This window comes from Enterobacter sp. R-25, from assembly GCF_049913205.1.
Taxonomy (GTDB): Bacteria; Pseudomonadota; Gammaproteobacteria; order Enterobacterales; family Enterobacteriaceae; genus Enterobacter; species Enterobacter ludwigii.
Window position 1 is genome coordinate 2,973,683 of the sequence record NZ_CP183982.1, and the last position, 17,965, is coordinate 2,991,647.

13 protein-coding genes are annotated in these 17,965 nt (G+C 55.5%); 8 read left to right on the forward strand and 5 right to left on the reverse strand.

The genetic code is table 11. The features are described 5' to 3' along the window. Nucleotides 1–56: 56 nt before the first annotated feature. Nucleotides 57–1,673: a sensor histidine kinase gene (locus ACN9MQ_RS14315; RefSeq protein WP_020883323.1), complete on the forward strand. Its 1,617-nt coding sequence runs from the start codon at nt 57–59 to the stop codon at nt 1,671–1,673. Beyond that, complete coding sequence (dcuR, locus tag ACN9MQ_RS14320; RefSeq protein ID WP_014170753.1) at nt 1,670–2,389, forward strand: two-component system response regulator DcuR; 720 nt, start codon at nt 1,670–1,672, stop codon at nt 2,387–2,389. Before ACN9MQ_RS14315 ends, dcuR begins: the two co-directional genes overlap by 4 nt. Here the strand turns inward: dcuR and ACN9MQ_RS14325 are convergent. Both ACN9MQ_RS14325 and ACN9MQ_RS14330 read right to left on the reverse strand, forming a co-directional pair. Further along, the gene (locus ACN9MQ_RS14325) at nt 2,370–3,332 is read right to left on the reverse strand and encodes an FAD:protein FMN transferase (protein ID WP_063924789.1); all 963 of its coding nucleotides are present in this window, start codon (nt 3,330–3,332) and stop codon (nt 2,370–2,372) included. The genes dcuR and ACN9MQ_RS14325 overlap by 20 nt on opposite strands. A gap of 65 nt (nt 3,333–3,397) precedes the next feature. Then, a complete protein-coding gene (locus ACN9MQ_RS14330) occupies nt 3,398–6,178 on the reverse strand; it encodes a flavocytochrome c (protein WP_049023026.1) in 2,781 nt (926 codons plus the stop codon). Nucleotides 6,179–6,789: 611 nt separating this feature from the next. Between ACN9MQ_RS14330 and ACN9MQ_RS14335 the strand changes: the two genes are divergently transcribed. Next, a complete protein-coding gene (locus ACN9MQ_RS14335) occupies nt 6,790–8,298 on the forward strand; it encodes an anion permease (RefSeq protein ID WP_426020961.1) in 1,509 nt (502 codons plus the stop codon). 55 nt (nt 8,299–8,353) lie between these two features. Further along, the gene (fumA, locus tag ACN9MQ_RS14340) at nt 8,354–10,003 is read left to right on the forward strand and encodes a class I fumarate hydratase FumA (RefSeq protein ID WP_426020960.1); all 1,650 of its coding nucleotides are present in this window, start codon (nt 8,354–8,356) and stop codon (nt 10,001–10,003) included. On the opposite strand, the gene ACN9MQ_RS14345 is transcribed toward fumA, so the two are convergent. Next, nucleotides 9,992–10,897, reverse strand: coding sequence for a LysR family transcriptional regulator (locus ACN9MQ_RS14345; protein WP_426020959.1), 906 nt, complete (start codon nt 10,895–10,897; stop codon nt 9,992–9,994). The genes fumA and ACN9MQ_RS14345 overlap by 12 nt on opposite strands. Before the next feature lie 95 nt (nt 10,898–10,992). On the opposite strand from ACN9MQ_RS14345, the gene ACN9MQ_RS14350 reads away from it, so the two are divergent. The 3 genes from ACN9MQ_RS14350 to ACN9MQ_RS14360 all read left to right on the forward strand — a co-directional run bounded on the left by ACN9MQ_RS14350 (nt 10,993) and on the right by ACN9MQ_RS14360 (nt 14,694). Continuing rightward, the gene (locus ACN9MQ_RS14350) at nt 10,993–12,300 is read left to right on the forward strand and encodes a serine hydrolase domain-containing protein (RefSeq protein WP_426021111.1); all 1,308 of its coding nucleotides are present in this window, start codon (nt 10,993–10,995) and stop codon (nt 12,298–12,300) included. 295 nt (nt 12,301–12,595) lie between these two features. Then, entirely contained in the window at nt 12,596–13,909 is a 1,314-nt protein-coding gene (locus ACN9MQ_RS14355; protein WP_032680672.1) for an MFS transporter, read from the forward strand. Next, a complete protein-coding gene (locus ACN9MQ_RS14360; RefSeq protein WP_252452597.1) occupies nt 13,906–14,694 on the forward strand; it encodes a substrate-binding domain-containing protein in 789 nt (262 codons plus the stop codon). Before ACN9MQ_RS14355 ends, ACN9MQ_RS14360 begins: the two co-directional genes overlap by 4 nt. Here ACN9MQ_RS14360 and ACN9MQ_RS14365 read toward each other — a convergent pair. After that, nucleotides 14,669–15,568 carry a LysR family transcriptional regulator gene (locus ACN9MQ_RS14365; protein ID WP_078774570.1) on the reverse strand — a complete coding sequence of 300 codons (900 nt, stop codon included), beginning with the start codon at nt 15,566–15,568 and terminating at the stop codon, nt 14,669–14,671. The two genes, ACN9MQ_RS14360 and ACN9MQ_RS14365, sit on opposite strands and share 26 nt — an antisense overlap. 315 nt (nt 15,569–15,883) lie before the next feature. Here ACN9MQ_RS14365 and mtfA point away from each other — a divergent pair, with 315 nt between their 5' ends. Next, nucleotides 15,884–16,681, forward strand: coding sequence for a DgsA anti-repressor MtfA (mtfA, locus tag ACN9MQ_RS14370; protein ID WP_014170764.1), 798 nt, complete (start codon nt 15,884–15,886; stop codon nt 16,679–16,681). On the opposite strand, the gene ACN9MQ_RS14375 is transcribed toward mtfA, so the two are convergent. Further along, on the reverse strand, nt 16,678–17,889 hold the full coding sequence (locus ACN9MQ_RS14375; RefSeq protein ID WP_333097846.1) for an MFS transporter: 1,212 nt from the start codon (nt 17,887–17,889) through the stop codon (nt 16,678–16,680). The genes mtfA and ACN9MQ_RS14375 overlap by 4 nt on opposite strands. Between the last annotated feature and the right edge of the window lie 76 nt (nt 17,890–17,965).

A 17,965-nucleotide genomic window follows, 5' to 3' on the forward strand; every position in this document is an offset into this window, starting at 1 on the left:
AAGAAACGCGCGTCATCGGCGATAATTACCCCTTTCTTAATCATCGCGGAGTTTTGATGAGCGATTTGCAGCCCTTCCCCCTGACGCGCAAGCGCCCCATGAAACTGAACACCCTGGTCACGTTAATGGTGTGCGCGATTATCGGTTCTGTGCTGCTGTTGGTATTTGCGCTCTATTCCGTCCAAATCACCCGCGCCACCCGCGATGATGTTAAGGATACGGCCCTTGGTATCGCGCGAACGCTGGCCGACAGTCCCGAAATTCAACGCGGTCTGATGCAGGCTCCCCAGGCGGATATTATTCAGCCCATCGCCCAGGCGGTCACCAGGCGCAACGACCTGCTCTTCACCGTCGTCACCGACATGCGCGGTATTCGTTACTCGCACCCGAACGAAGCCCTGTTAGGTCTGCACTTTATCGGCGATGACCTGACGCCCGCGCTGGAAGGAAAGGAGCATGTCGCCGTTAACCGGGGTGCCCTCGCCGAAGCGCTTCGCGTCTTCACTCCCGTCTTTGATAGCCAGCACGAGCAGATCGGCGTGGTGGTGGTTGGTATCTCCCTAAAAAAAGTGGAAGATCAGATTGCCCGCGGGCGGCTTAACGCCGTCTGGACCATATTATTCAGTATATTGATGAGCTCGCTGGCCATCTGGGGCCTGGTTCGCGTGCTCAAACGTATCCTGTTCGGCCTTGAGCCGTATGAGATCTCTGCGCTGTTCGAACAGCGGCAAGCGATGCTGCAGTCGCTTCGCGAAGGGGTACTGGCCGTGGATATTCAGGGTCGGGTGACAATGATCAACCACACCGCCAGAGAAATATTGCTTCTGCCTTCCGGCAAACAGACCGAAAATGCCAGTGCTCCCCTGCTGGCAAGCCTGCGGGAAGTCTCGAAGAGTGGCATTGCGCGCAAGGATCAGGAAATCAGCTGCAACGGGCGACTCTTGCTGTGCAACATGGTGCCTGTTAAAAGCCAGGAGCGGGTTATTGGTGCCATCACCACTTTTCGCGATAAAACGGAAATCAGCCAGCTGATGCAGCGCATCGATGGCATGGTCAATTATGTCGATGCCCTGCGCTCCCATACGCACGAGTTTATGAACAAACTGCACGTGATCCTCGGGCTGCTGCATATGAAGCGCTACGACAAACTTGAAGAGTACATCATCCAGACGGCGCATAATTATCAGACCGATATTGGTACCATTCAGAGCAAAGTTAAATCTCCGGTGATAGCCGGGTTCCTGCTGGGTAAAATCAACCGGGCTAAGGAAGCAGGGATCGCCCTGACGCTGGCCGATGAGTGCCAGATACCGGATACCGCCAACGAAGAGCAGGTTGCGGTGCTGATTACCGTGCTGGGTAACCTCATTGAAAACGCGCTCGACGCGATGGAAGGACAGCAGGAAGGCGAAATTGGCCTGCTGCTACATTATCAGAATGGCTGGCTCAGTTGCGAAGTCAGCGACGATGGCCCCGGTATTGATCCGGCTCAGCTCGAGGCTGTTTTTACAAAGGGCTTCTCAACCAAAGGCGAAAATCGCGGCGTTGGGCTGTTCCTTGCTCGTCAGCAGATCCAGAACCTGGGCGGAGATATTACCGTCGAGTCTGAGCCTGGCGTATTTACCCAATTTTTTGTTCACATCCCCTGGGATAGCGAGAGGAATATCGCGTGATAAATGTGTTAATTGTCGATGATGACGCCATGGTGGCCGACCTCAACCGTCTGTATGTCAACCGTGTTGAAGGCTTTAGCTGCTGCGGCGTCGCCTCCACGCTCAACCAGGCCAGGGCCATCATTAACGACCCCAGCCAGCCTGTCGATCTGGTGCTGCTGGATGTCTATATGCAGCAGGATAACGGGCTGGATCTCCTTCCCGTCATCCGTGCCTCAGGCCGGCCGATCGATGTCATTATGATCTCCTCCGCCGCCGATGCCGCCACCATCCAGACCTCCATCCATTACGGTGTGGTGGATTATCTGATTAAACCGTTCCAGTTCCCGCGTTTTGAAGAGGCGCTGAACGGCTGGAAGGCAAAGCACAGCCTAATGGGATCGCATCAGTACTATGAGCAGGCCGACGTCGACAGATTGATCCACGGCGGTGCGCCGGAACTGGCGGACAGTAAAAAACTGCCGAAAGGGTTAACGCCGCAAACGCTGCGTACGATTTGTCAGTGGATTGATGCTCACCCGGAGACGGAGTTTTCCACCGATGATCTGGCAAACGCGGTCAATATCTCGCGCGTGTCCTGTCGCAAATACCTGATCTGGCTGGCGCAAATCAACATCCTGTTCACCAGCATTCACTACGGTGCCACCGGGCGGCCGGTGTATCGCTATCGCCTGCAGCCCGAGCAGACGGCACTGCTCAAGCAGTACTGTCAGTAACGCGGTAGCTGTTATCCAGCAAGGTAAAGCGGAAGTGGTGCGCTGAAGAGAGCACCACTTCTTTTGTTTTGGTCACGAAGATTGCTTCAATGTCGGGTCGTGCACGCAGCGCTGAACAGCCTTTACTGACGCCCATGCCGTACATCAGCGTGGTCCAGATATCACCGTCAATGGAGTTTTTCGAAATGATGGTGACGCTGTCCAGTTCGTTATCCAGCGGATAGCCGGTACGCGGGTCAAGTATGTGGTGATAACGCCTGCCGTTCTGCTCAAAAAAGCGTTCGTAGGTACCCGATGTCACCACCGACATGTTCTCTACGGTCATCGTACCGATCAGCGCCTCCCCGGCGAACGGTTTTTTGAGCCCCACGCTCCAGCCTCCTTCCGGTGAACCCAGCGTCTGGATATTACCGCCAAGATTAATAAGCCCCAGTTGAGCACCCTCTTTACGCAGGTAATCGCGCACTCTGTCTGCGATATAGCCTTTGGCGATGGCCCCCAGATCAATCTCCATGCCCGCCCGGGTCAGGAACACGCTGCTGCTGGCCTCATCAAGGAGCACATCCTCAGGATGGGTAATGGCGAGCAACGACGCGATTTCATCGGCAGGCGGAACGCTATCTCCCCGAAAACCGATTTTCCAGCGTTTCACCAGCGGGCCGATGGCCAGGTTAAATGCGCTGTCCTTGAGCTGGCTTGCCGCTTTCGCACAGCGGATAAGCTCAAAAACCGGGCGACTGACGGTGACAGGATGCTGGCCGGCAGCATGGTTGATATCCATCACCTGCGAGCTGGCACGGTTGACGGTCAGCAGGTCTTCATACTGTTTAATCAGTCTAAAAACGCGAGAAGCGAGGGCTTCATCATGAGAGAAAAGCTTCAGGAGAATGGGCGATCCCATCAGAACGGCGGAGTAACTGTAGACGCGGTGGTCAGAAGACATGGTACAAGCTCCCTGGTTGAAATGCCGGATACACGGTGCGTATCCGGCATACCCTTACGGCTGACTTACGCCCTTTTCGCGCGCATCGCCGCCTGATGTCCGGCAAGCGTACCAAAAATAATGATATCTGCCACCGCGTTACCCCCAATGCGGTTACCACCGTGGATACCACCGACCACTTCACCGGCCGCAAATGCCCCTGGCAGCACGTTGTGGTTGCTGTCCAGTACGCAGGTTTCGGTGTTAATGGTCACACCGCCCATGGTGTGGTGCACGCCTGGCGCAATCTGAATGGCATAGAATGGCCCTTCGTTGATTGGCGCACGCAGCGCGGTCGTACGGCCAAAATCGTCATCATGCTGTTTTTCAACAAAGCCGTTGTAACGCTCCAGGGTCGCCAGGAAAGCGTGGTAATCCATACCCAGGGCTTCAGCCAGCGCTTTAGGTGAGCTGGCGCTGGTGACAAACCCTTTGGCGATGTACTCATCTGCCGCTTTGTTTTTGGCGCGGACATGCTCATCAAAGACGATGTAAGCGTATTTCTCCGGCAGGGCGATAATTTGTGCAGAGACTTTATCGCGGGTTTCCATCTCGTTGAAGAAACGGTTCCCCTGCTGGTTCACCAGAATCGCCCCGCCACCGCGGATGGATTCGGAAATCAGGTACGAGGTTTTCTGCTCAACGGTTGGGTGGATCTGGATTTCCCCCATATCGACCGTACCGGCGCCAATACGCTCCAGCAGCGCGATACCTCCCCCTGTCGCCCCTTTGTGGTTGGTGGTCACGAAACCTTCCAGGTCAGGACGGTACTTAACCACCATCTGGCTATTGGCGCTGAAACCGCCGGTAGCCACAATGACGCTTTTGGTTGCTACGGTAAGGGTTTCGTTTTCTTCCGTGGTCAGACGTACGCCGGTGACTTCGCCGTTCTCGAAGAGAATGTCGCTGACCGACGTATCGAGCATGACCTCGATGTTGCGTTTGTTGACGTTACGCACCAGGCCGCTAATCAGATAGCCGCCCACCGCAGAACCGTCTTTTGGACGGTGAGTACGGTCGATGCTCATCCCGCCGGTGGTGGTGATGTCGTTGAGCATAATGCCGCGGGTCGCCAGCCACTCGATCGCCTGCGGGGCATTTTCCACAAAGCGGCGCAACAGTTCCGGGTTGTTCTTGTTTTTACCGCCTTTCAGGCTTTCCTGATAGAACAGCTCTTTGCTGTCCTGAATCCCTTTCACCCGCTGGAAGCGTGTTTCCGCGGCGTTCATCCCCGCAGACGCTTTAATGGTGTTACCGCCGATGGAGGGCATTTTCTCGACAATCAGCACGCTTGCGCCTTCGTCATGCGCCTGGATTGCTGCGGCCAGACCCGCGCCACCGCTACCGACCACCACAACGTCAACGCTTCGGGTCTCGTTCGGGTCGACACCCTCTTCGGCTGCCAGCGCTTTGCTGGATTTCAGCATGGCTTTGGACACCGCTTTTTTGACCGCTTCACTCTGGCTGGTTGCACCGGTAATGGCATCCACGTGCGGGGTGTTTGCATCCAGAATACGGGTGCGGATCTCTTCGAAGCTGGTGACAAACTCAACGTCCTGGGTCGGGCCAGAAGCCAGTTCAATGTCGGCGATGCGGTCGGTCTCCAGGCTGACGTTAATCACCAGTTCGTTGCTATCGTCCCGAACATTCTCACTAAACATGCCCGGTTTAAATTTCGATTCACCCATGCTCATATCGCGGATCATCGCCTCCACCAGCGAGAAACGCCACAGCGGCTCAGGGATGCTTAGCGCTTCGCGTCGGGTGCTGTCCATAAACAGTTCCAGCGTTTCTCCCGCCGCGATGCGGTCTGTCCAGTCCGGGTAGGCGATAGTGGCGCGGCCTACGGCGATAAGATCGTAGCCATGTTCCAGCGCCTCGTTCGCATCCGCGGCATTGACCACGCCACCGACGCCCATGACCGGCACCTGCGCCAGCGTGTCAGAACGCATTGCGCGGTATTTTTCGATAAGCGGGGTCGGATCCTGCGTGTCGACAATAGAAGGACGCAGGGTTGCACCAACGGAGAAGTGCAGATAATCCACACCGCGCGCGGCCAGCTTTTCCAGCAGGTACATGGTGTCTTCAAAGCGGATGCCCGGCTCTTCCAGCTCTTCAGGGGAGAAGCGATAGCCGATGATAAAGGCGTCATCGGCGTACTGGCGCACCATTTTATGGGTGATGTCGAGCACGGCCAGCGGGAATTTCGCGCGGTTATCGCGGCTGCCACCCCACTCGTCGTCACGCTGGTTAGAGTTTGGAGAGTAGAACTGCTGAATCAAATAGGTGTTGGCCCCATGGATTTCAACGCCATCGAAACCCGCCTGAATCGCACGGCGTACTGCTTCACCGAACTTACCAATCATCCCTTCGACTTCTTCTCCCGTCAGGGCAACCGGCGTGGCGGCGCCGTCACGCGGCGCGGCAACGGCACTTGGCCCCACCGGCGTGCGGCCACCGATCAGTTTCGGATCAACCATGCGGCCGCCGTGGTAGATCTGCAGCAGCGCTTTAGAGCCTTTGGACTTAATCGCCTCAGCGATCTTCGCCAGCCCGGCGATTTTCTCGTCGTTATCAATGCCAATCGCACCCGGGAAGGCGAGACCGAGATCGTCAACAAAGCAGCACTCAACAATAATGGTACCAATACTGCCTGAGCGGGCGCGATAGTACTCAACCAGCTCGCTGGTCACCGTACCGTCGTAATAACCGGTACAGGTCGTCATAGGGGCCATTAACAAACGGTTTTTCAGTTCGGTACCATTCGGTAATGTGAAGGGGCTTAGAATACGTTCGTTAGTGCTCATAATAGAAACTCCAAACTTTAAAATTAAGAATTCGTTATCGGGCTCAGTTTTATTTCGATTTTTTATTCCGATGTCATAATACTAATATAATGATTTTTTTAGTTTCTAAAGCCATTACGTTAGTTAAAAAACTATTTAATCCCTTCAATAACATTAATAACACATTGGTGTTAGCAATATTAATTACTCCATTCACAATCCTTTAAACACTGTTAACGTATCAATGATTTTTTCACGATCTAATGAATCTACAATAAACCATTAAAAACATAGAGTTATATGGAAATGGTTATTTGAAATGTTAACAACATTGAGTAAAATCCATATCAAAATAAATAATACCCACATACGCCAGAGTGGTTATTCTCAGTTGAACAAAAACACCACCGCAACTCTATTTTCTTGATCGCGATCAAGCATCGAGACAGTCAAAGGCGCAATATATAAATATCATCAATTTTTAATTTAGCGCATCAAAAATGCGTTAAATCGCTATTACTGAAATAGCAAATTCGCACCTTTAGCAACTAAAGAAAATAAAAACAAACTAAAAAAAGCAAATGAATATTTCAGCGCATAACCGAATTCCTGACAACTTAAGACGCGAAACTATGAATACAAAAACTGCTGTAACGCCCCCTGTGGCGAGTCACGCATCAAACGGAAAGGCAAAACGTCTGCTAATGATGGCATTGCCCGTTGTCATTGCCGTGCTGTTACTGTTTGTTCCGGTCCCGGAAGGGCTTCCTCCTTACGCGTGGCACTACTTCGCTATCTTTGTCGGCGTGATTGTCGGTTTGATCTTCGAACCGCTGCCAGGCGCGGTCATTGGCCTGACCGGCGTCGTGGCGATTGCGCTCTGCAGCCAGTGGGTGTTGTTCAGCCCGGAACAGCTGGCTGACCCGAAATTCAAACTGGCGGGTGCCTCCTTTAAATGGGCCGTGAGCGGTTTTGGTAACTCTACCGTATGGCTGATTTTCGGTGCCTTCATGTTTGCCGCAGGCTATGACAAAACCCGCTTCGGCCGCCGTCTGGCACTGATTCTGGTGAAATATCTGGGTCGTCGCAGCCTGACGCTCGGTTACGCTATCACCTTCGCGGACCTGCTGCTGGCACCGTTTACACCTTCCAACACAGCGCGTAGTGGCGGGACCATCTATCCGATTATCGCTAACCTGCCGCCGCTGTATGGTTCGAAACCAAACGATCCAAGCGCGCGTAAAATTGGTTCTTACCTGATGTGGGTGGCGATCACCGCGGCCTGTATTACCAGCTCAATGTTCCTGTCTGCCCTCGCGCCGAACCTGCTGGCGCTGGCGCTGGTGAAAAGCACCGTGGGGATCGACATCTCCTGGGGCACCTGGTTTATCGCATTCCTGCCGCTGGGCGTGCTGCTGATTCTGACCATGCCGCTGCTGGCCTACTGGTTCTACCCGCCTGAAGTTAAAGTGAACAACGAAGTGCCACTGTGGGCGACCCGTGAACTGGAAAAACTGGGCAAACTGTCCCGTAACGAAATCCTGCTGCTGATTTTCGTCTGCTGCGCGCTGCTGATGTGGATTTTCGCCGCCGCGTGGATTGAACCGGCAATGGCTGCACTGTTAATCGTGGGTCTGATGCTGTGGACCGGGGTGCTGGAGTGGAACGATATCACCGGGAATAAAGCCGCCTGGAACACCTTCGTCTGGTTCGCCACCCTGGTTGCACTGGCGGATGGCCTCTCCTCCACGGGCTTCATTAGCTGGCTGGGTAAAGAAGGCGGTCTGCTGATGAGCGGTATCTCGCCGGGTGTTGCCACCATCGTACTGCTGCTGGCGTTCTACCTGCTGCACTACCTGTTTGCCAGCACCACCGCACACACCACGGCGCTGCTGCCAGCGATGCTGACCATCGCCTCTACCATTCCGGGCATGAATATGGAGGTGTTCGTCCTGCTGATGGTGACCTCCCTGGGTGTCATGGGGATTATCACCCCTTACGGTACCGGCCCTAGCCCTATCTACTACGGTAGCGGCTACCTGCCAACCAAAGACTACTGGCGCCTCGGCACCATCTTTGGTGCCATCTTCCTGGCGGCCCTGCTGCTGATTGGTTATCCATGGATGTCCATGATGTTCTGATCCCTGACCGCCGGACTACCCCTCCGGCGGTTTTATTTTTTTGGAGCAATACGCTATGTCAAACAAACCGTTTTACTACCAGAACCCCTTCCCTCTTGCACACGACGATACCGAATACTATCTGCTGACCAAAGAACATGTCTCTGTTGCCGAATTTGAGGGTCAGGAGATCCTGAAAGTGGAACCCGAAGCGCTGACGCTGCTGGCACAGCAGGCCTTCCACGATGCCGCCTTTATGCTGCGCCCTTCGCATCAGAAACAGGTTGCCGCTATTCTTAACGACCCACAAGCCAGCGAAAATGATAAATACGTTGCCCTGCAGTTCCTGCGCAACTCTGAAATCGCGGCCAAAGGCGTGCTGCCCACCTGCCAGGATACCGGCACGGCGATCATCATGGGTAAAAAAGGCCAGCGCGTCTGGACCGGTGGCGGTGACGAAGCCGCGCTGAGTCAGGGTGTCTATAACACCTACATCGAAGATAACCTGCGTTATTCCCAGAATGCCGCGCTGGATATGTATAAAGAGGTCAATACCGGCACTAACCTGCCTGCGCAGATCGATCTCTACTGCGTCGACGGGGACGAGTATAAATTCCTGTGCATGGCAAAAGGCGGCGGTTCCGCGAATAAAACCTATCTCTATCAGGAAACCAAAGCGCTGATTACCCCGGCGAAGCTGAAAAACTACCTGGTTGAGAAAATGCGTACCCTGGGTACCGCGGCCTGCCCGCCTTACCATATTGCCTTCGTGATTGGGGGAACCTCGGCTGAAGCGACGCTGAAAACCGTTAAGCTCGCCTCAACGCGCTATTACGACGCGCTGCCCACCGAAGGCAACGAACACGGTCAGGCGTTCCGTGATGTTCAGCTCGAACAGGAACTGCTTCAGGAAGCACAGAACCTCGGCCTGGGCGCGCAGTTTGGCGGGAAATACTTCGCCCATGATATCCGCGTGATCCGTCTGCCGCGCCACGGCGCCTCCTGCCCAATCGGCATGGGCGTCTCCTGCTCCGCTGACCGCAATATCAAAGCCAAAATCAACCGCGACGGTATCTGGATTGAAAAACTGGAGCACAATCCGGGCCAGTATATTCCTGAATCCCTGCGTCAACAGGGTGAAGGCGACGTGGTCAGCATCAATCTGAATAAGCCGATGAAGGAGATCCTGGCCCAGCTTTCTGCGCACCCGGTCTCAACCCGCCTGTCACTGAACGGCACCATCATCGTGGCGCGCGACATTGCCCACGCGAAGCTGAAAGAGCTGCTCGACAACGGTGAAGAACTGCCGCAGTACGTCAAAGACCATCCAATCTACTACGCAGGCCCGGCCAAGACTCCGGAAGGCTATGCATCAGGCTCTCTCGGCCCAACCACGGCAGGACGGATGGATTCGTACGTCGACCTGCTGCAGTCTCACGGTGCGAGCATGATCATGCTGGCGAAAGGCAACCGTAGCCAGCAGGTGACCGATGCCTGTCATAAGCACGGCGGTTTCTACCTCGGCAGCATCGGCGGCCCGGCGGCGGTACTGGCACAAAACAGCATCAAGCGTCTGGAGTGCGTGGCCTATCCTGAGCTGGGTATGGAAGCCATCTGGAAAATCGAAGTGGAAAACTTCCCGGCGTTTATCCTGGTGGATGACAAGGGTAACGACTTCTTCCAGCAGATCCAGAATCAGCAGTGCAATGGGTGTTCACAGCGCTGAGTTTTTCCACAACGCCGGTAACAGCGACAGCGTTTCAGCGATCCTCTCTCGCTTGTTGCTTCCCGGCTTCCAGATGGTCACCATCGTCTGACTTATCCCCTGGCTGCCCACTTCGGTGTGCAGCCTTTTTACCTTTTTCCACCCGGTCGGCTGGAAATGCGTCGGTAAAAATCCCCAGCCGCATCCCTGCTCCAGCAGGCCCCGCAACATCTCCAGCTCATTGGTGAAAAGGGTGTGCCCCGAAATCTGCAGACGACGCGCCACCGGCTCATCCGAGGCGGCGTGCATAATCACCTGCGGCACCAGCGACAACTCAAGCAGCGACAGCGGCTGCGTGGCTTCGGCGAACAGCGTGTTGCAGGCGTAGAAATCCATATCGATCGCCCCGAGCGCCCGCCACTCCATTTCATTACCCACACTGCGATTACGTGCCTGGCAAATGCCCAGATCCGCCTGCCCGCTGGCCAGCATCGCTTCCGCCTCATCCCGGGAGGCGCTGACCAGGCTCAGACGTAAATGTCGCTTCGCCATCTCGCCAATCAGCGCCTGCAAAAATGGCCTCGAGGTAAAGGGATCGTAAACCAGCGTGATGTCCTGCGTAGCACGCTCCGGCACCGCGCTGGCAAATGCCTCAAAGGCTTTCACCTGGCGCATCAGCAGGTGCGCCTGCCGCTGCAGCTGCTCGCCCTCAGGGGTCAGACGCAGCGTGCGTCCTTCACGCACAAACAGCCTGTACCCTAATCCATCTTCGAGAAAATCAATCAGGTCGCGCAGCGTCGTACGATCTTTCCCGAGCTTCATCGCCGCTTTTGCCAGGCCACCGTATTCCACCACGGCGGTAAACGCTTCCAGCTGGGCAAAGGAATACATTATCGTCGACACGCCGCTCTCCATTCAGTTTTCGGGGGGAATTTCCCCCATTATGCGTTTTTTATTATAAGTCGCGGGTTCTTAAACTGAAGGCGTTCCTAATCACAGCGAGAAAAATGATGAATTATCCTTCACTGAACCGCACGCTGCTGGCAGGCGTTGTAATTAGCCTGTGCAGCGCTCTGTTTGCGCCTGTCGCGCTGGCGGCCTGCGACGGTACTGACCTGAACACCTGCCCTGCTCCGTTCGACAAACAGCTTCCTGACACGCACAAGATGCTCACCTGGAGCCAGGCGGATCGCGTGGTCGGCTTTCGAAATGACTACCGCAACTACGCGGGAGATGTGTTCCATCACGGCAACGCCACGCCGCTGCTCAGCGCAGAGAAACCGCTCACTGACGCCCGCTATCAGGTCAACGGCAAGACCTATAACCTGCAGGACTACCTGAAACGTCAGAACGTGAGCGGCATGCTGGTACTGAAAGACGGCAAAATCGCGTGGAAATATCTCGGCGAAGGCAATACGGATACGACGCTCTGGACCTCCCGTTCGGTCGGGAAATCCGTGGTCTCAACGCTGGCTGGCGTGGCTCTCAAAGAGGGAAAAATTCGCTCACTCGACGACCTGGTCACGCAATACGAGCCAGACCTGAAAGGCACCGCCTGGGACGGCGTGACGTTAAAACAGCTGATCACCCACACCTCCGGCGTGGCATGGAACGAAGACTACACTAATCCCGCCTCCGATTTCGCGCAGCTCACCGAGTGCGAAGCGAAACCAGGCACCTATGACTGCGTGCGTAAGCTGGTGTCCGGGCTAAAACGCGAACACCCGGCAGGCCAGCACTGGTCTTACTCCTCCGGTGGCGCCTGGCTGTTGGGTGACGTGCTTGAGCGTGCAACGGGCATGACCCTGGCCGCCTATCTTGAGAAGAGCATCTGGCAGCCGTACGGCATGGCGAGCGACGGTGTATGGCATGCCTACCGTAAAGGTCAGCATGATGTCGGCGCGCATGGCTTTAACGCCACGCTGGAAGACTGGGGACGCTTCGGGGAATTTATCCTGCATAACGGCACACTACCGAACGGTAAACAGATCCTCCCCGACAACTGGGTGAAAGACGCCTCACGCTGGACGCAGGCTGATGGCTCTGTCTCTGACGCACACCCGACCGGCTTGTACGGCTATCAGTGGTGGAACAACGAAGTGCCCGTCACGGCCACGAAGGTGGTGCCCGCGGCGAATGAGTCGCTGAAAGGCTCGCTCTGGGCGCTGGGGATCTTTGGGCAGATGATCATGGTAAACCAGGCGGAAAATCTGGTGATCGTTCAGTGGTCCACCTGGCCGCAGGCCGAACCGTCGTTTAGCGCACAGCCGCTGGAAGCCTCACTGATGTTCAGTGCGATTGCCAACGCGTTGCGGTAAGTCGCGGTAAGTGATAGTTAACAGCCAGGCATCGCCTGGCTTTTGTATTCTCTGCAAACAAGGATGCCTCTGCGCGATGTCACAAAACGGCAATATCAGTGACTTACCCAAACGGGTGAATAAAAAATCAATTAATTGTTAAGTTGTTGTTACAGCAATCACTCCCGAGCGACCACGCGCTATTGATGCGTTAAATGCATCAGTCCATGTATTAATTGCGCTTATAAATTTGGGGTTCTTGATCCAGTTTTCAGAAACAGACGAGCAAAACGTCAACAATAAACTGGAGATAACCATGTTTTCCTCAACCTCACCTGCAACCGTTCGCTCGAAAGCGGGCGCGATACTTCGCGTGACGTCCGGCAACTTTCTCGAGCAATTCGACTTCTTTCTCTTCGGCTTTTATGCGACCTACATCGCGCACACCTTTTTCCCGGCGAGCAGTGAATTTGCTTCCCTGATGATGACGTTTGCCGTCTTCGGCGCAGGATTTTTAATGCGCCCCATCGGGGCAATCGTACTGGGTGCCTATATCGACAAGGTTGGGCGCAGAAAAGGACTCATCGTGACCCTGTCGATTATGGCGGCGGGTACCTTCCTGATCGTGCTTATTCCGTCTTATCACAGCATAGGTCTGTGGGCACCGTTACTGGTTCTGACTGGCCGACTGTTGCAGGGGTTTTCTGCCGGAGCGGAGCTGGGTGGCGTATCGGTCTATCTGGCAGAAATTGCCACGCCCGGCCGCAAAGGTTTTTACACCAGCTGGCAGTCTGGCAGCCAGCAGGTCGCGATTATGGTTGCGGCAGCCATGGGTTTTGCGCTGAATGCGCTGATGGCAGAGAGCGCCATTCGTGAATGGGGCTGGCGTATCCCGTTCCTGGTCGGTTGTTTAATCGTACCGTTTATCTTTTTCCTGCGCCGCAAGCTGGAAGAGACAGAGGAGTTCAACGCACGCCGCCATCATCTGGAGATGCATCAGGTCTTTAAAACCCTGCTCGGTAACTGGCAGGTGGTCATTGCCGGCATGCTGATGGTGGCAATGACCACCACGGCCTTTTATCTGATCACCGTTTACGCGCCGACTTTCGGGAAAAAAGTGCTGATGCTCAGCGCTTCGGACAGCCTGCTGGTCACGCTTCTGGTGGCAATTTCCAACTTTATCTGGCTGCCGGTAGGCGGTGCGCTGTCGGACCGCTTTGGGCGTAAACCGGTGCTTATCGCCATGACGCTGCTGGCTCTGGCGACGAGCTACCCGGCACTGACGCTGCTGGCGCAGGCACCGAGCTTCTCAATGATGCTGAGCGTCCTGCTGTGGCTCTCTTTCCTCTATGGCCTGTACAACGGTGCGATGATCCCGGCGCTCACGGAGATCATGCCTTCTGAAGTTCGGGTAGCGGGGTTCTCCCTGGCCTACAGTCTGGCAACGGCGGTATTTGGAGGGTTCACGCCGGTAATGTCTACCGCGCTGATTGAATATACCGGGGATAAAGCCTCTCCCGGCTACTGGATGAGTTTCGCCGCGGTGTGCGCCCTGCTGGCAACGCTCTACCTGTACCGTCGTCGTGCAGTGACGCTGCAAAATACCGTGAAATCAGAGGGGGCGGCATGAGACTGATTCCTCGACTGACCACCAGCGCGTTGATACTGACCGTCCTGAGCTTCAGTGCCTCAGCGAAAGAGGTGACGGTCATGATCTCAGGCGGTTTTAAAGCCGCCCTTGAAAAGCTGGCACCGGAATATGAACGCCAGACCGGAGATAACATTGTGCTCATTCCCGGCCCGTCTATGGGAACGACTCCGCAGGCAATTCCTAACCGGCTTGCGCGCGGGGAAAAAGCCGACGTGGTGATCATGGTGGGCGATGCGCTGGCAACACTTGAAAAGGACAACCTGACTCAGCCAGGCTCGCGCACGGAACTTGCGGACTCCCCTGTCGGTATGGTGGTAAAAAAAGGCGCAGACGTCCCGGATATCAGTAACGAGGCGAAACTTCGCCATACGCTGCTTCAGGCGGAGTCCATCGCCTACTCCGACAGCGCCAGCGGCAGATACGTCAGCCAGACGCTGTTCAAAACGCTGGGGATTGAAAAAGAGGTGATGGGTAAAGCAACGAAGGTTGAGCGCACCCCCGTCGCCGAAGAAGTGGCGAAAGGGAAATACGCGGTAGGTTTCCAGCAGGTCAGCGAACTGCTGCCGATTCCGGGAGTGACGTTTATTGGCAAACTCCCGGACAACCTGCAATACATCACCCGCTTTGCTGGTGCCGTGACCCGCCACGCCGACCATCCTGGCGAAGGGAAAGCGCTGCTGGATTACCTTTCCTCGACACAGTCCAGCGCCGTGATTCGCGACACGGGGATGAGCCCCGTCACGTCCCGCGGTACTGCTCAGTAATGTGTTTTTCCAGTTCAGCCGCAATGTAAGACTGGATACGCCCCCGGCGTCGGATAAGCCCCACAGTGCGTTTCACCTCCGGCGCCACGAGCGGGACAGACGTCAGTAGCGAGTGCTCTGACGTCGGCATCGACATGGCGGGCACGGCAGCAATGCCGATGCCCGCCTCTACCATACCGAGCATCGTGGTCACATGGCGCGTTTCGCAAACGCTGGGACGCGCAGGCACGATATCCCCCAGCATCCGGTCGAGCAGGTTACGGTTGCCTGACGTTTTGTCGAGGATGATATAGTCCTGCTGATAAAACGCCTGCCACGTCAGGTGAGTCTTTTTTGCCAGAGGGTGATCGCGCCTGCACGCGGCGACATAGCTATCTTCCACAAGGGGGAAAAACTCGATTTCAGAGGGCAAACTCCCGGCGAAACAGATCCCGAAATCCGCCTGGCTACGGGCAACCGCATCAATGACATTCCCCGCGCTGCTGTCGATGAGCTTAATCCGGACACGCGGATAACGGGACTGAAAGCGACGAATGACATCCGGCATAAAGTAATAGGCCGCAGACGGTACCGTAGCGACGGTAATCAGCCCGGTCCGCTCTTCACTCACTTTATCAATATCAGCCAGCATGGACTCAACGTTATCGAGCAACTGCGCTGAACGTTCAGCAAAGTTCTGCCCGTACAATGTCAGAGCCACGTGGCGGGTGGTCCGGTCAAACAGCTTCGCTCCCAGCGCCACCTCCAGTTTTTCAATCCTGCGGCTCAGTGCTGACGGGGACAAACAGATAGATTCAGCAGCAACCCGAAAGTTGCCGTATTCCACTAACGCTCTGAAAGCATAAAGATCGTTAAGGTCAAAATTTACGGGCATAGCGTCTGAATGTCCTGTCTGGCAATACGAACGAAAGTCAAAAATAATAGCGGCTTATTGTCCTGCCGCAACCGGTGAAGCGCCGAAATCCCTTAAGGAGTTGGTTTTCACGCTGACCATAATGGGGTAAGTGTCATAAGATTAGGCTTCGACTGAGTTCACAAAATGAAGGTGATACCAGCAAACCGCTATCCACCGTTACGTACGAAGTGATAGTTTATCCAGGCTGGAATTGAAGCAATGACCGAATGTCTGGCATTTTAACAGAACCTTACCTTCCCCTTTTGTTCAAGTGACGAGTTTGCGAGCAAAGCGATGATTAAGTGGCCCTGGAAAACGAATGACGCTGGCCGAAATATGGCGCTGCCGTGGGATGAAGCGCTGGCGATCCCTGTTCTGGCTAATCTTCAGCCAGATGAACAATCAAAACTGGTTCAACTGGCGGATCGCTTTTTGCAGCAAAAACGTCTGGTTCCGCTGCAGGGTTTCGAGCTGGATCCCCTGAAAAACGCGCGTATCGCCCTGCTTTTCTGTCTGCCGGTACTGGAACTCGGTATTGAGTGGCTGGATGGCTTCCATGAAGTACTCATCTACCCAGCACCGTTTGTGGTGGACGATGAATGGCAGGACGATTTCGGCCTGGTGCATAACCAGCGGGTGGTGCAGTCCGGGCAAAGCTGGCAGCAAGGACCGATCATTCTGAACTGGCTTGATATTCAGGACTCGTTCGACGCATCAGGCTTTAACCTGATCATTCACGAAGTGGCGCATAAGCTGGATACCCGCAACGGGGATCGTGCCAGCGGTGTACCGCTGATCCCGCTTCGTGAGGTTGCAGGTTGGGAACACGATCTGCATGCGGCAATGGATAATATCCAGGATGAGATAGATCTGGTGGGCGAAAGTGCCGCCAGCATCGATGCCTATGCGGCAACCGATCCTGCGGAGTGCTTTGCGGTACTGTCAGAATATTTCTTTAGCGCGCCTGAGCTTTTCGCCCCCCGTTTCCCGGCCCTCTGGCAACGGTTCTGTCAGTTTTATCAGCAAGACCCTCTGCTGCGTCTGCGGCAAAATGAGGATCCTGCCGGCAATTCATCTCACCAGCTCCATTAAGACGGGTCGACATGGGTACGATTGACCGCCCGTACCCATAGGCTCATCACCAGAAACATCAGCGCCATCACCCAGGCGGCCTGCGTTAAAAATACCTCGCCGAATAAACGCGTGACGACAGGCACCAGCAGCGCACTCAGGCCGTAGCCCAGCGTGTGGCTGGTGGCAATCACTCCCGCCCCTTTTCCGGTGGTCAGCCGTTCATTCAGCAGCAGCTGGTATCCCGGCGTCGCCATGGCGGCTCCCAGCGACGTCATAACAATCCCCACGTAGAACAACACCAGACCGGCAATACACATTAGCCCCAGTCCCGTCACCATCAGTACCGCGGCCAGGCAGAGCAATGTCACCGGGCTGAAATGCTGCGGACGGACCACCAGAAATTGCGCAGCGAGCGTTGCCAGCGCGGCCAGGCTCAGCAGCAGCGCGACATGATGGCTCACCTCTCGCGGGTTACCGTCCAGCAGAGGGCTGAGATGCGGTGACAGGCCAAGCTGCATCAGGCTCACCAGTGCGGCCAGAAGCAACGCCAGCACAAGGTACGGCAGCATTGAAACCTGCACACGCGTCGCCTGATGCGCGACCGGCGGCAGCGGCGGATCGGCGACCTCTCGAAGGACCAGCAGGAGAGCAATAAACGGTGCAATCGCCATCAACCAGAGGGGAGCCACCGGATTGATACTAAGCATCATCGCCGCCAGCGGCGGCCCCAGCAGACGACCGCAGCTGAGGCCGGAGCTTATGGTCGCCAGCGCGGCCATGCGTTTATCCAGACCCGCGCGCTGGATGGCCCATGTCTGAGCCGCGGGCACCAGCCCTGAGACGGTCAGGCCGTACAGCGTACGCGAGAGGATCAGGCCCGCCAGCCCCCAGACAGCACTCATCATCCCGCTTGCCATCGCCCAGACCACCAGCGCCATCACGACAAAACTCGCCAGATAGCCACTTAGCGAGGCCAGCATCACGACCTTGCAGCCGTGTCGCTCGCTCTGGCGTCCCCACCACGGCGATGCGGGTAAAAAGAGCATGGAGCCGAACATTAACAGCCCCGCCCAGACGGAGAGCGATAACCCGGTCAGGGTGACCAGTTGCGGCAGCATGACCAGCAAACCGTTTTGCCCAATACCTAACAATCCGGCGCATAACGCCAGTGGCCAGTTCGCTTTCGGGGTGAGGTTTTCCGTCAGTGTTTCAGGGTAAGTGCGCATGAGAATGTGAACATAGTGTCAATAAATGTGTGGAAATCATGAAGTTTATGAAAACAAATATTGCAAAAATAGTTGC